Origin of the sequence: Brevundimonas sp. Root1279 (assembly GCF_001425945.1) — a bacterium.
Classification (GTDB): domain Bacteria; phylum Pseudomonadota; class Alphaproteobacteria; order Caulobacterales; family Caulobacteraceae; genus Brevundimonas.
The window spans coordinates 610,413-624,769 of record NZ_LMEB01000004.1; the positions used below are offsets into that span (position 1 = coordinate 610,413).

Annotated in this window: 18 protein-coding genes; 7 read left to right on the forward strand and 11 right to left on the reverse strand. The window is 68.6% G+C overall.

Annotation, left to right across the window (positions count from 1 at the left end; translation table 11 throughout):
* Positions 1 to 65 precede the first annotated feature (65 nt).
* The 3 genes from ASC65_RS05715 to ASC65_RS05725 all read left to right on the forward strand — a co-directional run bounded on the left by ASC65_RS05715 (position 66) and on the right by ASC65_RS05725 (position 2,246).
* The gene (locus tag ASC65_RS05715; protein ID WP_056450291.1) at positions 66 to 440 is read left to right on the forward strand and encodes a hypothetical protein; all 375 of its coding nucleotides are present in this window, start codon (positions 66 to 68) and stop codon (positions 438 to 440) included.
* The gene (locus tag ASC65_RS05720; protein WP_235561411.1) at positions 440 to 880 is read left to right on the forward strand and encodes a DUF2214 family protein; all 441 of its coding nucleotides are present in this window, start codon (positions 440 to 442) and stop codon (positions 878 to 880) included. Before ASC65_RS05715 ends, ASC65_RS05720 begins: the two co-directional genes overlap by 1 nt.
* Before the next feature lie 154 nt (positions 881 to 1,034).
* Positions 1,035 to 2,246 (forward strand): hypothetical protein, encoded by a 1,212-nt coding sequence (locus ASC65_RS05725; protein WP_056450296.1) that lies wholly within the window; start codon positions 1,035 to 1,037, stop codon positions 2,244 to 2,246.
* Here ASC65_RS05725 and ASC65_RS05730 read toward each other — a convergent pair.
* The 5 genes from ASC65_RS05730 to ASC65_RS05750 all read right to left on the reverse strand — a co-directional run bounded on the left by ASC65_RS05730 (position 2,243) and on the right by ASC65_RS05750 (position 6,171).
* The gene (locus ASC65_RS05730) at positions 2,243 to 2,899 is read right to left on the reverse strand and encodes a 2OG-Fe(II) oxygenase (RefSeq protein ID WP_056450297.1); all 657 of its coding nucleotides are present in this window, start codon (positions 2,897 to 2,899) and stop codon (positions 2,243 to 2,245) included. The genes ASC65_RS05725 and ASC65_RS05730 overlap by 4 nt on opposite strands.
* Before the next feature lie 23 nt (positions 2,900 to 2,922).
* Entirely contained in the window at positions 2,923 to 3,435 is a 513-nt protein-coding gene (locus ASC65_RS05735) for a CC0125/CC1285 family lipoprotein (protein WP_056450298.1), read from the reverse strand.
* A gap of 53 nt (positions 3,436 to 3,488) precedes the next feature.
* Positions 3,489 to 4,235: an RluA family pseudouridine synthase gene (locus ASC65_RS05740; RefSeq protein WP_056450299.1), complete on the reverse strand. Its 747-nt coding sequence runs from the start codon at positions 4,233 to 4,235 to the stop codon at positions 3,489 to 3,491.
* 93 nt (positions 4,236 to 4,328) lie between these two features.
* On the reverse strand, positions 4,329 to 4,790 hold the full coding sequence (locus ASC65_RS05745) for a hypothetical protein (RefSeq protein WP_056450301.1): 462 nt from the start codon (positions 4,788 to 4,790) through the stop codon (positions 4,329 to 4,331).
* Positions 4,791 to 4,854: 64 nt separating this feature from the next.
* A complete protein-coding gene (locus ASC65_RS05750) occupies positions 4,855 to 6,171 on the reverse strand; it encodes a replication-associated recombination protein A (protein ID WP_056450303.1) in 1,317 nt (438 codons plus the stop codon).
* Between the two features lie 73 nt (positions 6,172 to 6,244).
* Between ASC65_RS05750 and ASC65_RS05755 the strand changes: the two genes are divergently transcribed.
* Positions 6,245 to 6,670 carry a VOC family protein gene (locus ASC65_RS05755; protein WP_056450310.1) on the forward strand — a complete coding sequence of 142 codons (426 nt, stop codon included), beginning with the start codon at positions 6,245 to 6,247 and terminating at the stop codon, positions 6,668 to 6,670.
* Positions 6,671 to 6,677: 7 nt separating this feature from the next.
* Positions 6,678 to 7,094: a VOC family protein gene (locus ASC65_RS05760; RefSeq protein ID WP_056450311.1), complete on the forward strand. Its 417-nt coding sequence runs from the start codon at positions 6,678 to 6,680 to the stop codon at positions 7,092 to 7,094.
* Here the strand turns inward: ASC65_RS05760 and ASC65_RS05765 are convergent.
* Both ASC65_RS05765 and ASC65_RS05770 read right to left on the reverse strand, forming a co-directional pair.
* A complete protein-coding gene (locus ASC65_RS05765) occupies positions 7,091 to 8,464 on the reverse strand; it encodes a trypsin-like peptidase domain-containing protein (RefSeq protein ID WP_056450519.1) in 1,374 nt (457 codons plus the stop codon). The genes ASC65_RS05760 and ASC65_RS05765 overlap by 4 nt on opposite strands.
* A 76-nt stretch (positions 8,465 to 8,540) precedes the next feature.
* The gene (locus ASC65_RS05770; RefSeq protein WP_056450313.1) at positions 8,541 to 9,785 is read right to left on the reverse strand and encodes a TCR/Tet family MFS transporter; all 1,245 of its coding nucleotides are present in this window, start codon (positions 9,783 to 9,785) and stop codon (positions 8,541 to 8,543) included.
* A 130-nt stretch (positions 9,786 to 9,915) separates the two neighbouring features.
* Between ASC65_RS05770 and ASC65_RS05775 the strand changes: the two genes are divergently transcribed.
* Positions 9,916 to 10,827, forward strand: coding sequence for an ABC transporter ATP-binding protein (locus ASC65_RS05775; protein ID WP_056450315.1), 912 nt, complete (start codon positions 9,916 to 9,918; stop codon positions 10,825 to 10,827).
* Positions 10,817 to 11,674, forward strand: coding sequence for a hypothetical protein (locus tag ASC65_RS05780; RefSeq protein ID WP_056450317.1), 858 nt, complete (start codon positions 10,817 to 10,819; stop codon positions 11,672 to 11,674). The genes ASC65_RS05775 and ASC65_RS05780 overlap by 11 nt, the downstream gene beginning before the upstream one ends.
* 138 nt (positions 11,675 to 11,812) lie before the next feature.
* Here ASC65_RS05780 and ASC65_RS05785 read toward each other — a convergent pair whose 3' ends face one another.
* From ASC65_RS05785 to ASC65_RS05800, 4 genes are all read right to left on the reverse strand, one after another.
* A complete protein-coding gene (locus ASC65_RS05785; protein ID WP_056450318.1) occupies positions 11,813 to 12,286 on the reverse strand; it encodes a GNAT family N-acetyltransferase in 474 nt (157 codons plus the stop codon).
* 54 nt (positions 12,287 to 12,340) lie between these two features.
* Positions 12,341 to 12,709 (reverse strand): DUF4180 domain-containing protein, encoded by a 369-nt coding sequence (locus ASC65_RS05790; RefSeq protein WP_056450320.1) that lies wholly within the window; start codon positions 12,707 to 12,709, stop codon positions 12,341 to 12,343.
* Positions 12,710 to 12,782: 73 nt separating this feature from the next.
* Positions 12,783 to 13,202: a 50S ribosomal protein L17 gene (rplQ, locus tag ASC65_RS05795; RefSeq protein WP_056450322.1), complete on the reverse strand. Its 420-nt coding sequence runs from the start codon at positions 13,200 to 13,202 to the stop codon at positions 12,783 to 12,785.
* Positions 13,203 to 13,306: 104 nt separating this feature from the next.
* Positions 13,307 to 14,326 (reverse strand): DNA-directed RNA polymerase subunit alpha, encoded by a 1,020-nt coding sequence (locus ASC65_RS05800; RefSeq protein WP_056450323.1) that lies wholly within the window; start codon positions 14,324 to 14,326, stop codon positions 13,307 to 13,309.
* Positions 14,327 to 14,357 lie beyond the last annotated feature (31 nt).

Sequence of the window (14,357 nt, forward strand, 5' to 3'; positions counted from 1 at the left end):
GATGCGGGGCTTATAGGACCGGGACGGGCCTGTATGCCACTCGTCTCGCTTGAGGATATCGGCTGATGATCGCGCACCTTGCCCTGCCAGTCCTGCTCGGCGTCATGACGATGGCTTCAGAAACACCCGCGTCGGAGAGGTCGCCGGTGACCGAGAGCGTCGTCACCGTCGTCGGGGTCGGCTCGAAGCCGGACTTCGACAGCGGGCTCCTGATGGCCACCATCCTCGTCCTGGGACAGTCCTCCAACGGGGATGTCGACCCCTATTACCTGATCCAGCTCAGTCGTGACGCCCCCGTGCCGACTGTGGGCGCGCAATGTCGGATCTGGCACTCGGACATGGCGCTGGAGTTCGTCGGCGGCCTGGAAATTTCCGAGGGACTCAAGGGACGGGTGTTCGGCCATTTTGAATGCAACGCGGCTGCGAAGGATGCCCAGTGATGACCGACCTCCTGCTCGCCATCGCCCATCACATCCTGGTCTTCGGCCTGGTCGCCATGCTGGCCGTCGAGCGGGTGCTGCTGAGGGGTTCGAACATCGACTTCCACCGCTTGGCGCGGGTGGATACGGGCTACGGAGCCTTGGCGGGGCTGATCCTGGTGGTCGGGGCGTGCCGGGTGTTGTTCGGCGGCAAGGGCTGGGAGTTCTACGACGGCAATCCGTATTTCTGGGCCAAGGTGGCGACCTTCATCCTGATCGGGATCGTCTCGATCGTCCCGACCGTGCGCTACCAGGCCTGGGCGCGGCTGCAGAAGCGGTATCCGGCCTTCACCCCGCCGGACAAAGAGGTGGCGCGGGTGCGCACCGCCACCGGCGTGCAGGCCCTGCTTCTGGTTCCGTTGCTGGTCTTCGCCGCCATGATGGCGCGCTGGCCGGGCTGAGCGGCCCGGCTAAACCAAACTTCACTTGAGAGCGGCACGGTTAACGGCGATACCTGAACCCAACGGCGCAGCTCGCGCCATGAGGGAAAGGCCGTCGGCCCGGCGGCGCCCTCCGCCATACTGTCGGGCCGTATTTCAGGACCGCCGCAGCGCCATGGCCCACGACGACCACAGCCACGCTCCCCACGCGCACGGCGAGACGCATCACGATGCGCACGGTCACGACACGCCCGCCCCCGCGCCTGCCGGTTCGATCCCGCACGCGCCCAATCCGCCGCCGCGCGGCGCTGAGGACTCGCCGAACCGCCAGGCGCCGCCGCGCCCTGGCGCAACTCACGGCCTGCGCAGCGCCGACGGCATCCTCAAGCCGATCCAGGATAGCGAGTATTTCTCGTCCGCGCCGGAGTCCGAGGCGGTCGTCTCGGCCCACATCGACGAGTATTTCAACCAGCCGCTGGACCTGTTCCCCTTCTGGGAGACGGGCCGCAAGCCGGACCGCTTCCACGTCCTGTTCGCGCGCCAGATCGAGGAGCGCTTCCCGATCGACCGCGACCTGCGCAGCCACATCCACGGCTATGGCCGCCGGGTGTTCCGGGCGTTGATGGTGCACATCGGGATCAAGCGGCTGAACCAGGCCCTGGCCCTCGTCGCCTTCGCCGCCCTGGCGCTCCTGGGACCGACCTGGTTCTCGGGCTGGACCGGCTCGCAGCCGCTGGGCGTCGGCCTGGCCGCCGGGGCCATGCTGGCCGTGCTCGGCGTCTGGTGGGGCGTGCAGGCCATCCTGTTCGTCCAGTACCGCTTCCGACTGGAGAACGACTCCTACGAGCTGTCGCGCGAGATCGTGCAGCGGACGCGGGAGTTGCAGAACCTATTCACCACCGCCCGGGCCATGGCCGATCAGGCCGAGACCCAGTTCCAGATGGACGGCAAGGGCTGGGGCAAGCGGGCGATGTACCTGACCCGCCTGACCATGTGGCTGGCGGCGCGCACCGAGTACCTCGAGAAATACGTCCAGATGGAGCTGTGGCGCATCCGCCGCGAGCGCTACTGGACCCGCTGGCTGCAGCGCATCCTGACCCCGGCCATCCTGCTGGTCTGGCTGGCCCTCTTCGCGCTCGAGCCGGCCCCGGGCGACGCCGTCAACTTCCGGATCCTGCAAGGCCTGGCGGTGGCGCTCGGCCTGGCGGTCAGCTGGGTCTCCTACGTGCGCTGGCGCACGCCGACCGAGGCCATCCAGGACAAGCTGGGGGTCGACGGCTGGGTCCGCTACGCCTCGCTGGACGTGGACAACGCCGTCTCCGACCAGGTCCGCCGGGACAAGGAACGGCTGGTCGAATATCGCGCCCTCACCCGCGGCGGCCGCTAGGCCCGTCCGATCGGCGGTCCCCAAGGGTTCTCGCGCCACCATTTGGTGACGATGTGCTTCTCCCCGGACAGCACCGGCAGGCCCTGGTGCAGGGTCATGCGATTGGGCTCGCCCGCGGCGTCGAGGTTGTTCCACGCCACCAGGGTCCCGGGCCGCGGAGGGATGGTCACGCCCACAAGCGGAAAGTGAGTTTCCCCGCCCGCCTCGGGCCGGTCGAGGAAGATCATCGCCGTCCAGGTGCGCTGGCCGCCAACCCGGCTCTGACGCTCCCAGTAGGCCTCGTTCTCGGCAAGATAGTCGTGGTGGCGCTTGAACTGCTGGCCCGTCTCATAGCGCTGACCCTGCAGCCGCTCGCCGTGAGCCGGATCGATGCCCATGAGCGCCCCTAGAGCCACTTCGACAGCCTGCACATCGGGCTCGTCCGGGTCGAAGTTGCAGGTCTCGCTGGTGCGGAAGTCGGGGTCCGGATGGCGGGAAAACAGGGGCGACGGCTTTCGCCTTGCGTCGATCAGCGCGCTTAACGCCATGCAACGGGCCCGATCGAGGAAGTCCCGCAACAGGAACAGGTCGATCGCCTCCTCCGGAACGCGCTGAATGCCCGCCACGGCGGTCAGCCGGTCGTGTACTCTGCGTCCGGTCTCAACACGATCCATCGCCCCTCCCTTTCGGGACGACCTTAAGCCCCGGCGCGGCCCCGGAGCGAGTCCTGAACGCTGCGGGCGTCATAGGCGTCCCCGCGGTCGGGCCGGTCGCCGCGGCCCATCACCACCTCGAGCGTGGTCGAGGTTGCGGACGGTCCGCTGAAGTTCAGTCCGACGCCGACGCCGACGCCCGAGGTCGACCAGCCGCCGTACCTGCCCGAACCGCTGCTTGAACCGAAGCCGACGCCGACGTTGGGACTGACGCCGCCGGCGCTGTCTGCGCGGCCGTCGATCCAGCGCTGGGTGACCTCGAACCAGTCATAGCCCTGCTGCAGGGTCAGCTCCGCCGCCCGCAGAAGCGCCAGGTCGGCGACCGGCCCCGGCGAACCGACGCCGTAGTAGGTGACGCGGAATCGGTTGGACTCGATCTGCTGCTCGGTGAAGCCCTGCCCGCCCGCGGACGTCTGCGGGCCGTAGGGCGCCAGGCTGGCGCAGGCCGAAACGGTCAGGCTGGCGGCGAGCAGGACGGGAACAACGAGACGGTTCATGGCGGCGCTCCGGCGGTGTCCCGGAAATAGCGCCGGGAACCCCCGGAAGTTCCTCAGGATTGGCCGGGAACTTCGGTCAGGCCCGCGGCCCGCGCAAGGGTCTCGAAATCCTCGGGCGGCAGGGCTTCAATGGTGCGGTAGCCGCCCTCGGGGTGTGGAAACACCAGTTTGGCCGCATGCAGCATCAGGCGCGGCGCGGGCCGCCCGGCGAAGGTCAGGGCCCCGCCGTAGCGGACATCACCCGCCAGCGGACGGCCGATCGAGGCCATGTGCACGCGCAGCTGATGCATCCGGCCGGTCTGGGGCTCCAGCTCGACCAGGGCCCCCTCCTCCGAGGCGGCCAGGGTGCGGTAGCGGCTGACGGAGGCCTGGGCGCCCGGGGTGTCGGCGGTGACGGCGCGCATATAGCTCTCGCGGCCGATCTCCTGGCGCAGCAGCGGCGTCTCGATCTTGCCGTCGCGCGGCTCAGGCGCGGCCGAGACCAGGGCGCGGTAGGTCTTCTTGAAGCGCTTGGCCTGCAGCGCCTTGCCCAGGAAGCCGGCCGCCGGCTTGGTCTTGGCGGCCAGGATGACGCCGGAGGTGTCGCGGTCCAGCCGATGCACCAGCTCGGGCCGCTTGCCGTTCGAGCGCATGAAGGCCCACAGCAGGTCGTCCAGCGTATGCGCCTTGATCCGCCCGCCCTGGCTGGACAGGCCCGCGGGCTTGGCCAGAGCCAGCACATGCGGATCCTCGAACAGCACCCACGACCGCACGGCGGCGATCTCTTCTTCGGTCAGGGAAACGGGGGGCTGGACAGTCACCGGCCCCGCCTAAAGCAAGACGCTCCGTCGGGCCATAGCCGCAAAAGGCCGCGCCCATGGTGGTGGGCGCGGCCCTCATTGATCAGACGCGTCTCAGTTCAGCACGCCCTTCTTGCTCATGGTCCAGGCGTACCAGAGCAGGAACGCCGCGATCACTGCGATGACGTACGGCATGTAAGCCATCATCGCCATTTCCGACGGCAGGGCCGGCATCTTGTTGATGAACTGGCCGTAGATCAGGCTGATCACCGCCCCGACCAGCGACAGGGCGAAGGCGTGGACGGCGAAGCGGTTACGCAGCAGCAGAAGCAGCGAGCCGGCGACCGCGCCCCAGACGCCCAGCACCCACGGCCCGTACATCCAGGCCGGCATGGCGTTGAAGTAATCGATCATCGGCTGGGTCATGCCGCTTTCGCGGAAGTAGGCCTCGCCGCGCGTGCTCGTCTGGATGAAGTCGTAGGCTCCGAAGCCATTCCAGAGCAGCGAGACGACGCCCACCACCCAGAGATGCCACGGCGTCGAACGCGTCATCGAGTCCATTGAAGTATCGGTCATAGGTCCCCTCCCAAGGTTATTCCGATGGGCGGAGGATGGGCCGAATTCACGGTTACGGCAACGTTCACCCTTCTCCGGCGTCGGACTGCGCCCGCGCCCGCATCTCGGCCCAGCGCTCCAGCCGTTCCTTGATCTTCGCCTCGTGGCCCTCGCCCTTGGGGGCGTAGAAGACCCGGCGCTCCATCCCGTCCGGGAAGAAGTTGGCGCCCGAGAAGCCCTCGGGCGTCGAGGGGTCGTACTGGTAGCCCTTGCCGTAGCCGAGCGACTTCATGAGCTTGGTCGGGGCGTTGCGGATGTGGGCCGGCGGCATCAGCGAGCCGGTCTCGGCCGCCGCCCGCTTGGCCGCCTTGAAGGCTTCGTAGACCCCCACTGACTTCGGCGCCGTGGCCAGGTGGACGACCGCCTGGGCCAAGGCCAGCTCGCCCTCGGGACTGCCGAGGAAGTCGTAGGTGTCCTTGACGGCGTTGGCGACCAGGATCGACAGCGGGTCCGCCTCGCCGATGTCCTCGACGGCCATGCGCACGATACGGCGCGCCAGATAGAGCGGATCCTCGCCGCCGTTCAGCATCCGCGCCAGCCAGTAGAGGGCCGCGTCCGGGTCCGATCCGCGCACCGATTTATGCAGCGCGGATATGAGGTTGTAGTGCTCTTCTCTGCTCTTGTCGTAAGCGGGCGCGCGGCGTTGCAGCGTTCCCGCCAGCCCCTGGACGTCGAGCTCGATCCCGGCCGGCAGAGCGAACAGGGTCTCGGTCATGGTCAGCAGGTAGCGGCCGTCGCCGTCGGCCAGGGCCAGCAGCGCCTGGCGCGCCTCAGGCGTCAGCGGCAGGGCCTGCCCCTCTTGCGCCTCGGCTCGCGTCAACAGTTGATCCAGCGCCGCATCGTCCAGCCGCTTGAGCACGAAGACCTGCGAGCGGGACAGCAGCGCCCCGTTCAGCTCGAACGACGGGTTCTCTGTGGTCGCCCCGACCAGGGTGACGACCCCCTCCTCGACGAAGGGCAGGAAGCCGTCCTGCTGGGCGCGGTTGAAGCGGTGGATTTCGTCGACGAACAGCAGGGTCGACTGGCCGGCGGCCCGCCGCATCCGCGCCGCCTCGAAGGCCTTCTTCAGGTCGGCGACGCCGGAGAACACGGCCGAGATCTGCTGGAACTGATAGCCCGCCGCCTGGGCCAGCAGGCGGGCGATGGTGGTCTTGCCGGTGCCCGGCGGGCCCCACAGGATCATCGAGCCCAGCCGCCCGGCCTCGACCATGCGCCGGATCGGCCCGCCCTCGCCGAGCAGATGAGCCTGGCCCACGACCTCGTCGAGGCTGCGCGGCCGCAGGCGATCGGCGAGGGGCGCGTCGGGGGGATGGATGCCGGAGGCTTCGAAAAGGTCGCTCATGGACGGTCAGAGATAGGCGTTACCGCTGGAGTTTTCACGCGTTAGTGTCGCCGGACAGCACGGGAAATGCGCCATGACCGAGAACGACCCCCCCCAGGATCAAGGCCCGGCGACGGGGGTGACGCCCCACCTGACCATCCCCTCGCGCGGCGGGCAGGCGGCGATCGAGTTCTATCAGGCCGCCTTCGGGGCCCAGGAGGTGCGCCGCATGCTGGCCGAGGACGGCGAGCGGCTGATGCACGCCTACCTGATCATCAACGGCGGCCCGCTGATGTTGAACGACGAATTCCCCGAGTACGACGGCGAGCAGGACATCGCCCCCAAGGGAGTGACCATCCACCTTCAGGTCGACGACGCCGACGAATGGTGGAACCGGGCCATCCTGGCCGGCGGCGTGCCGGTCTTTCCGCTGGCCGACCAGTTCTGGGGCGACCGCTACGGCCAGCTGCGCGATCCCTTCGGTCACGCCTGGTCGATCGGCGCCCCGATCAAGAAATGAGGTCGTCATGGCCTACGAACCGCCCGACCCGCCTGTCGTCCCTTACCTGATGGTCCATGACGGCCCCGGGGCGCTGACCTGGTACGAGCGCGCCTTCGGAGGGACCACCAAGGCCCGCTACGACATGGATGACGGCCGCCTGGGCCACGCCATGATCGAGATCAACGGCGGGGCCATCTATCTGGCCGACGAGTTCCCGGAGCTGGGCGACCGCGTCGGCGCCGGCGCGCCCAGGACCTTCGGCGGCACGACCGTCAGCATCTCCCTGGCGGTGGATGACGCCGACGCCTGGCTGGCCCGGTGCGTGGCCGAGGGCGCCCAGGTGTTGCGTCCGGCTGAGGACGACTCCTACGGCCGGCACGCCAAGGTCCGCGACCCCTACGGCCACGTCTGGTCGTTGATCGGGCCGAAGGCCGTCGGCTAGCGCACTACCCCGCTGATCCGCTGGCCGCCGCGGTCGATGACCAGCTCCGAGCCGCGCGGCACTTCCGCCAGTTGCTGCACCGAGGAGACGGTGCGGCCGTTGACGGCGACGACGATGTCCCCGCCCCTCAGACCGACGCGGTTGGCGTAGCTGCCGCGCTGGACCCCGCCGATGATCACGCCGGTGGCGAACGGGTCGCCGCCCAGGCTGTCGGCCAGGGCCGGATTCAGCGCCAGGACCTGGGCGCCTGACAGGATTCCCGAGCGGATCAGGGTGGCGCGGTCGACGTCGGCGTCGCCCGGAAGGGCTTGGACTCGCGCGTTCAGGGTCACCGGCCGGCCGTCGCGCAGCACGGCGATCTCGACGCTCTCGTTCGGCGCGTGGGTGCCGACGCGGAAGTTCAGGCCGCTCTGGTCGTTGACCTCGGCGCCGTCGATGGCGGTGATGACGTCGCCCTGGCGCAGGCCCGCCCGGGCGCCCGGGCTCCCTGCGTAGACGTCGGTGACCACCAGACCCTGCGGCCGGTCGAGACCGAGGCTGCGCGCCAGGTCGCCGGTGACGGTGTCGCCCTTCACGCCCAGCCAGGGCCGGACCACGGTCTTGGCCCCGCCGACGGCGGAATCGACCACCCGCTTCACCATCGAGGCCGGCACGGCGAAGCCGACGCCCGAGGATGAGCCCGAGCGGGAGAAGATGGCGGTGTTGATGCCGATCAGGTCGCCGTCCAGGTCGACCAGGGCGCCGCCCGAGTTGCCCGGGTTGATGGCCGCGTCGGTCTGGATGAAGGAGCCGGAATCCGAAATGCCGGTCTCGGTGCGGTTCAGGGCCGAGATGATGCCGTTGGTCACCGTCTGGCCGACGCCGAACGGATTGCCGATGGCCAGCACCAGATCGCCGACCTCCTGCTCCTCGCGGTCATCGATGTTGAGCACCGGCAGGCGCTCATTGACGCCCTCGAGCTGGAGCACGGCGATGTCGGATCGGGCGTCGGCCAGGACGACGCGGGCGCTGTATTCGCGGCGGTCGTTCAGGGTGACGCGGATCTGCTGCATGCCCTCGATGACGTGGTTGTTGGTCACCACCACCCCGTCGGCGCGAACGATGACGCCCGAGCCGACCGAGCCGGTCTGGCGCTGGCCCGGGATGCCCCAGAAGGGGTCGCGCGTCTGCTGCATGCCGATCGCCGAGATGTTGACCACGGCGGGCGCCGCCGCGCGGACCACGGGGGCGAAGCTGGACTTCACCGCCCCGGCGTCCCCGGGAACCACGCGATTGTTCGAGAAGACGCCGTCCTGAGCCTTGGTGGCGTCCGGCTGTCCGCAAGCGGCGAGCGTCAGGATCAGGGCGATCGCGAGGGAGCGAGTCTTCATGTCATCCGTCAGGAGCGAGTGCAGCATAGCGCCGCCATACCGCCCGCAATTGTGGACAGGATCATGGCGCGGCCCGTCAAACGGCCGCGGCTTCCTCGCGTTCCGCCTGGCGGGCGACCCACCATCCGACCATGGCCGCCAGCAGCAGCGTCCCCGAGGCGAGGAAGAAGGCCAGGCCGGGGTGCGGCAGCGGCGCCCCCTCCCCGGCCGAGATCGAGTAGATCCAGCCGAAGAACAGCGGCGACAAGACCCCGGCGATGGAGGCGACGCTCATGTTCGCGCCCTGCAGCTGGCCCTGCTCGTCCTCGCCGACGCGGCGGGTCATGATCGCCTGCAGGGTGGGCATGGCCAGCCCCCACAGGGCGTTGGGCAGCATGGCCAGGGCGAACATCTGCCAGGTCGGGGCCCAGCCCATCAGGGCGATGCCGACCGCCCCGCCGAACAGGCCGAAGATCATCGTCGCCCGGTCGCCGAAGCGCTTGGACACGGGACCGACGACCAGGCCCTGGACGATCATGTCCAGCACGCCGACCCCGGCGAGCAGCAGGCCGACCTCCTTCGGTCCCCAGCCGTAGCGCAGGGCCGCATAGAGGACGAACACCGCCGAGAAGACGTGGTGGGCGAAGTAGAGCAGGAAGTTCACGACCGAGAGGCCCGTCAACTCGGCGTGCCGCTTGAGCAGGATCAGGGCCCCGACCGGGTTGGCGCGGGCCCAGCTGAACGGCATCCGCTTCTCGGGCGGCAGGCTCTCGGGCAGGACGAACAGGCCGTAGAGGAAGGCCAGGCCCGACATGGCCGCCGCCACCCAGAACGGGACCCGCGCACCGAAGTCGCCGAGGAAACCGCCCATCGCCGGCCCGAGCACGAAGCCCAGCGAGAAGGCCGCGCCGATCAGCCCATAGGCGCGGGCGCGCTTCTCCGGCTCGGTGATGTCGGCCATGTAGGCGTAGACGGTCGTGAAGCTGGACGAGGTCAGGCCGCCGAGGATGCGCCCGACCGCCAGCCACCACAGGTTCGGGGCCAGGGCCATCAGCATCCAGTCCAGCGCCAGGCCGGCGCAGGACAGCAGGATCACCGGCCGTCGCCCGTACTGGTCGGACAGCGAGCCGATCACCGGCGAGGCGAGGAACTGCATGCCCGCCCACAGGGCCACAAAGACACCGTTCCAGATGCCCGCCACGGCGTTCGAGCCGGCGAACTGCTCGATCAGCGACGGCAGCACCGGGATCACCAGGCCCATCGACAGGATGTCGAGCATCGCCGTCACCAGGATGAAGGCGAGCGCGGCGCGGCGGGTGCGGATGTCGGACAGCGGGGACATGGTCGGACTTTCGGCGGACGGGCCTTCTAGCCGACCGAGACCCTTTAGGCGACCGACGCGCGTCAGCGTTGCAAAAGCTTAATCACCAAGCGCCTTGCGCGAAGGCGCAGCGCAAGGCCAAGCTCGTCCCATGACAGCGGTTATCGAAACACGTGGGCTGACCAAGACCTACGGAAGCGTGCACGCCCTCGACGGGCTCGACCTGACCATCCCGCGCGGCGGGGTCTATGGCGTGCTGGGGCCGAACGGGGCGGGCAAGTCGACCCTGTTCCGCATCCTGCTGGGGCTGATCCGGCCCACGGCGGGCTCGGCCATGATCATGGGCGGGCCGCTCGGCGACGTGCGCCACATGCGCCAGACCGGCTCGATGATCGAGACGCCGCGCTTTCCGCCGTATCTGACCGCCCGGCAGGTGCTGAAGTGGCTGGCGCTGGAGCACGGCATCGCCGGCGCCACCGACATCCCCTACTGGCTCGAACGGGTCGGCCTCAGCGAGGCCGCCGACCGCCGGGTGCGCGGCTTCTCGGTCGGCATGATGCAGCGCCTCGGCGTCGCCGCCTCGCTGATGAGCCGTCCGGACCTTGTCATTCTCGATGAGCCGACCAGCGGCATGGACCCGCCCGGGATCCAGGAGATGCGCGCCCTGATCCGCTCGCTCGCCACCGACGACGGCGTCACCGTCGTCCTGGCCAGCCACCAGTTGCTCGAGGTTCAGCGCGTCTGCGACCGCGTCGCCATCCTCAACAAGGGCAAGCTGGTCCGCGAGGGCCTGGTCAGCGAGCTGACTTCGGTCGGTGAGCGGCTGCAGTTCTCCCTCGCCCAAAAGGACAAGGCGCTGGAGGTGCTGGGCGCCGCCGGCTCGGTTCACGGCGAGCTTGTCTTGGCCGACATCAAGCGGGGCGAGGCGCCCGCCCTGTTGCGCGCCCTGATCGAAAAGGGCGTCGACATCACCGAAGCGCGCTGGGTCGGGACCGACCTGGAGAGCATCTTCTTCACCGAGACGGGCTCCGTGCAGACCCTGGAGGCCGACCATGCTCGTTGACGCGATCCGCGCGGAGGGCTTCCGCCTGACCCGCAACCGCACCCTGATGTTCTTCAGCGTGCTGTGCACCCCGCTGCTGTTCGCGATCGGCGGGGTCTTCTACCACCTGATGAGCAAGGCCAAGGGCGACGAGCTCGCCGCCAAGATGGGGCTGTCGTCGGCCACCGGCGCGCCGGTCAACCTGGGCGACGCCCTGACCTTCGCGGCCCAGAACGGCGCCAACGGCCTCGTCCTGATCTTCATGCTGATCGGCGCCGCCACCCTCTACGCCGGCGACTACCGCTGGGAGACCTGGCGGCTGATCAGCGCCCGCAACAGCCGGATCCAGCTGATCCTCGGCAAGGTGGGCGTGTTCAAGCTCCTGGCCCTGGCGGCGATGCTCGCCTTCCTGGTCGCCAGCTTCATCTACTCCCTCAGCCAATCGATCGTGTTTGAACGGCCCCTGACCTTCAGCTTCAGCGGCGAACAGCTCGGCCAGTTCGCCCTGCTATGGCTGCTGGCCTGGGTGCGCATCATCCAGTTCGCCATGATCGCTCTGCTGACCGCGGTCTTCACCCGCTCGCTGCTGGCCGCCCTGTTCGTGCCATGGGCCCTGGGCTTCGCCCAGTCGCTCTTCGGCCAGCTCGCCGCCCCGCTGCTGGGCTGGGAGCCGGGCGACTGGGCGTCACAGCTGCTGCTGCCGGGTCTGGCCTTCGACACCCTCAAGGCCTTCGTCGCCCCCGAACCGGGCGCAGTCGTCACGGCCGAGGTGGCCTGGCGCGCCCTGCTCGGCCTCAGCCTCTGGACCCTGGCTCCGCTGGCCGGCGCCCTGGTCTGGTTCAAGCGCCAGGACCTGTCGAAGGAGTAGGCGCGCCTGCGCGGCCCACCCGGGCCGCGTGTCGCGGTTGTCGTCGACGGTGCGCGAATGTCGCCGATGTCTCGACCCGAACTGTCGAGCATGTGGCGTCGAAATGTGGCGCCTCTGGAAGCTCGAATCCGGACCGAGTCAGAGCCGCTTTTCCATCCAGACGTCTGCTCGGACGTAGGGGCTCGACCGGGGTGGCAGGTCGACGAAGCCGAAGCTGCGATAGAGGGCGCCCGCGGGCTTCAGGGTGCTGCTGGTCTCCAGGTACAGGCGCGGGGCTCCGACGGCCCCCGCCGCGGCCTCGCAGGCCTCCAACAGACGACGCCCCAGCCCTAGACCGCGCGCGGCCGGCGAAACCGTCATCTTGGCCACTTCGAAGCCGCCGTCGTCCATGGCGATCAGGGCGCAGCAGCCGATCGCCTCCCCGTCACGCTCGGCGATGAAGATGCGCCCGCCGCCCTCAAGGAAGGACTCCTCGGGGTGATCGATGGCCTTGCGATCCTTGGCCTCGACGGCGAAGCCGCCCTCGGTCAGCCAGGCGGTGTTCAGGGCCGCCCAGGCGGCGCGGTGGCGCGGCTCGAACGGAAGGATGAGGACGTCGGCAGGTTGGGCCATGGAGCTCTCTTTCGGCGGTCGTTTCTGGCTCCTCCTGCCCGACTTGGGAAGTCGTCAGCGCCGGGCCAGACGCGCCTCCAACGCGGCAAGGTCAGACACGAACCAGACTCGGTCGCCACCGTTGGACTCGCGCACGAAGTCCGCCAGCGCCTTGCTGGCGGCGATTTCGGCGGCGATGTCCCCCACGATCGCCACCCGGAGCCGATAGGTGACGAATTTCTGGATCACCGCCCCGGCCAGGCCGGTGCGCAGGAGCAGAAAGTCCGGACCCAGGCGCGCAACGGGCAGCACAAGCCACTCGACCTCGACGCCCCAAAGCGCGCCGAGCAAATCCACCGCGTCCGCCTCGCGCGTGATCGGAGGACCGTCGTCGTCGCACACGAAGATGGCGCGTCCGGCCAGGTCTCTCACCTCATCGCCCATGTCGATCTCCGCAATGAAAAAGGGCGGCTGGTTCGCACCAGCCGCCCTTCCTCAAGCCCCAGACGGGAAGCGCTTAGGCTTCGTCGTCGCCCTCGATGGCGTAGACCGGACCGGAGTCCAGGCCCTTGGCGTCGACGTCACGGTCGACGAATTCGATGACGGCCATGGCGGCGTTGTCGCCGTGGCGATAGCCGGCCTTCATGATGCGGATGTAGCCGCCGTTCCGGTCGGCGTAGCGCGGGCCGATCGTTTCGAACAGCTTGCCCACCTGCGGCACGTCACGGACGTGGCTGATGGCCTGACGACGAGCGTGCAGGTCGCCCTTCTTGGCGAGGGTGACCAGCTTCTCGACGAAGGGACGCAGTTCCTTCGCCTTCGGCAGGGTGGTCGTGATCTGCTCGTGCTTGATCAGCGAAGCAGCCATGTTGGCGAACATCGCGGTGCGGTGGCTGGCCGTACGGCCGAGCTTGCGATAGGCGGCGCCGTGGCGCATCGGGGTCTCTCCTACTCACCCTGGTTTCCACTCAACGCGGACCTGGGGTTCTCTCATTCTAACCGCTCCGCGACCCTGTTCGGATCTTGGGCGGAGGGTTGAAACTAGATCTGGTCGTCGAACTTCTTGGCCAGGTCTTCGATGTTTTCCGGCGGCCAGTTCGGCACATCCATGCCGAGGCTGAGGCCCATGGTCGCCAGCACTTCCTTGATCTCGTTCAGCGACTTGCGGCCGAAGTTCGGGGTGCGGAGCATCTCGCCTTCGGTCTTCTGGATCAGGTCGCCGATGTAGACAATGTTGTCGTTCTTCAGGCAGTTGGCCGAACGAACCGACAGTTCCAGCTCGTCGACCTTCTTCAGCAGGGCCGGGTTGAACGGCAGGTCAGGCTTGCCGTCCGAGGCTTCCACCGCCTTCTTCGGTTCGTCGAAGGTGATGAAGATCTGCAGTTGGTCTTGCAGGATGCGCGAGGCGTAGGCCACCGCGTCAACCGGCGAGACCGCGCCGTTGGTTTCGACTTCCAGCACCAGCTTGTCGTAGTCGAGCGACTGGCCCTGGCGGGTCGGCTCGACGCGATAGGCGACGCGCTTGACCGGCGAGTACAGGGCGTCGACCGCGATCAGGCCGATCGGGGCGTCTTCCGGACGGTTGAACTCCGAAGCGACATAGCCCTTGCCGTTCTGGACGGTCAGTTCCATGCGCACCGAAGCGCCGTCATCCAGCGTGCAGATGACGTGGTCGGGGTTCAGCACTTCGATGTCCGCGGGGACGTCGATCTGGCCGGCCGTGACCGGACCAGGGCCCGTGGCGCGCAGGGTCATGCGCTTGGGGCCCTCGGCGTGCATGCGCAGCGCCAGTTGCTTGATGTTGAGCACGATGTCGACGACGTCTTCCCGCACGCCTTCCAGCGAGGAGAATTCGTGGACGACGCCGTCGATCTGGATGGCGGTCACCGCGGCGCCTTGCAGCGACGACAGGAGAACGCGGCGCAGGGCATTGCCGAGCGTCACACCGAAGCCGCGTTCCAGGGGCTCAGCAACCAGGCGCGCCTTGCGCAGCGGGTCGGAGCCGGCCTCGACTTGCGGCTTCTCGGGACGGATCAGCTCTTGCCAGTTACGTTCGATCATGGATGTCCCTCGAAAACGGAGTTCGCCGGTC

Excerpts from the sequence above, each read along its gene's own strand:
- ASC65_RS05775 (WP_056450315.1), top strand. The coding sequence starts at position 9,916 with ATGACAGCGGTTATCGAAACACGTGGGCTGACCAAGACCTACGGAAGC.
- rplQ (WP_056450322.1), bottom strand. The coding sequence starts at position 13,202 with ATGCGCCACGGCGCCGCCTATCGCAAGCTCGGCCGTACGGCCAGCCAC.
- ASC65_RS05790 (WP_056450320.1), bottom strand. The coding sequence starts at position 12,709 with ATGGGCGATGAGGTGAGAGACCTGGCCGGACGCGCCATCTTCGTGTGC.
- ASC65_RS05755 (WP_056450310.1), top strand. The coding sequence starts at position 6,245 with ATGACCGAGAACGACCCCCCCCAGGATCAAGGCCCGGCGACGGGGGTG.
- ASC65_RS05780 (WP_056450317.1), top strand. The coding sequence starts at position 10,817 with ATGCTCGTTGACGCGATCCGCGCGGAGGGCTTCCGCCTGACCCGCAAC.
- ASC65_RS05715 (WP_056450291.1), top strand. The coding sequence starts at position 66 with ATGATCGCGCACCTTGCCCTGCCAGTCCTGCTCGGCGTCATGACGATG.
- ASC65_RS05785 (WP_056450318.1), bottom strand. The coding sequence starts at position 12,286 with ATGGCCCAACCTGCCGACGTCCTCATCCTTCCGTTCGAGCCGCGCCAC.
- ASC65_RS05800 (WP_056450323.1), bottom strand. The coding sequence starts at position 14,326 with ATGATCGAACGTAACTGGCAAGAGCTGATCCGTCCCGAGAAGCCGCAA.
- ASC65_RS05760 (WP_056450311.1), top strand. The coding sequence starts at position 6,678 with ATGGCCTACGAACCGCCCGACCCGCCTGTCGTCCCTTACCTGATGGTC.
- ASC65_RS05730 (WP_056450297.1), bottom strand. The coding sequence starts at position 2,899 with ATGGATCGTGTTGAGACCGGACGCAGAGTACACGACCGGCTGACCGCC.
- ASC65_RS05765 (WP_056450519.1), bottom strand. The coding sequence starts at position 8,464 with ATGAAGACTCGCTCCCTCGCGATCGCCCTGATCCTGACGCTCGCCGCT.
- ASC65_RS05745 (WP_056450301.1), bottom strand. The coding sequence starts at position 4,790 with ATGACCGATACTTCAATGGACTCGATGACGCGTTCGACGCCGTGGCAT.
- ASC65_RS05720 (WP_235561411.1), top strand. The coding sequence starts at position 440 with ATGACCGACCTCCTGCTCGCCATCGCCCATCACATCCTGGTCTTCGGC.
- ASC65_RS05770 (WP_056450313.1), bottom strand. The coding sequence starts at position 9,785 with ATGTCCCCGCTGTCCGACATCCGCACCCGCCGCGCCGCGCTCGCCTTC.
- ASC65_RS05725 (WP_056450296.1), top strand. The coding sequence starts at position 1,035 with ATGGCCCACGACGACCACAGCCACGCTCCCCACGCGCACGGCGAGACG.
- ASC65_RS05750 (WP_056450303.1), bottom strand. The coding sequence starts at position 6,171 with ATGAGCGACCTTTTCGAAGCCTCCGGCATCCATCCCCCCGACGCGCCC.
- ASC65_RS05735 (WP_056450298.1), bottom strand. The coding sequence starts at position 3,435 with ATGAACCGTCTCGTTGTTCCCGTCCTGCTCGCCGCCAGCCTGACCGTT.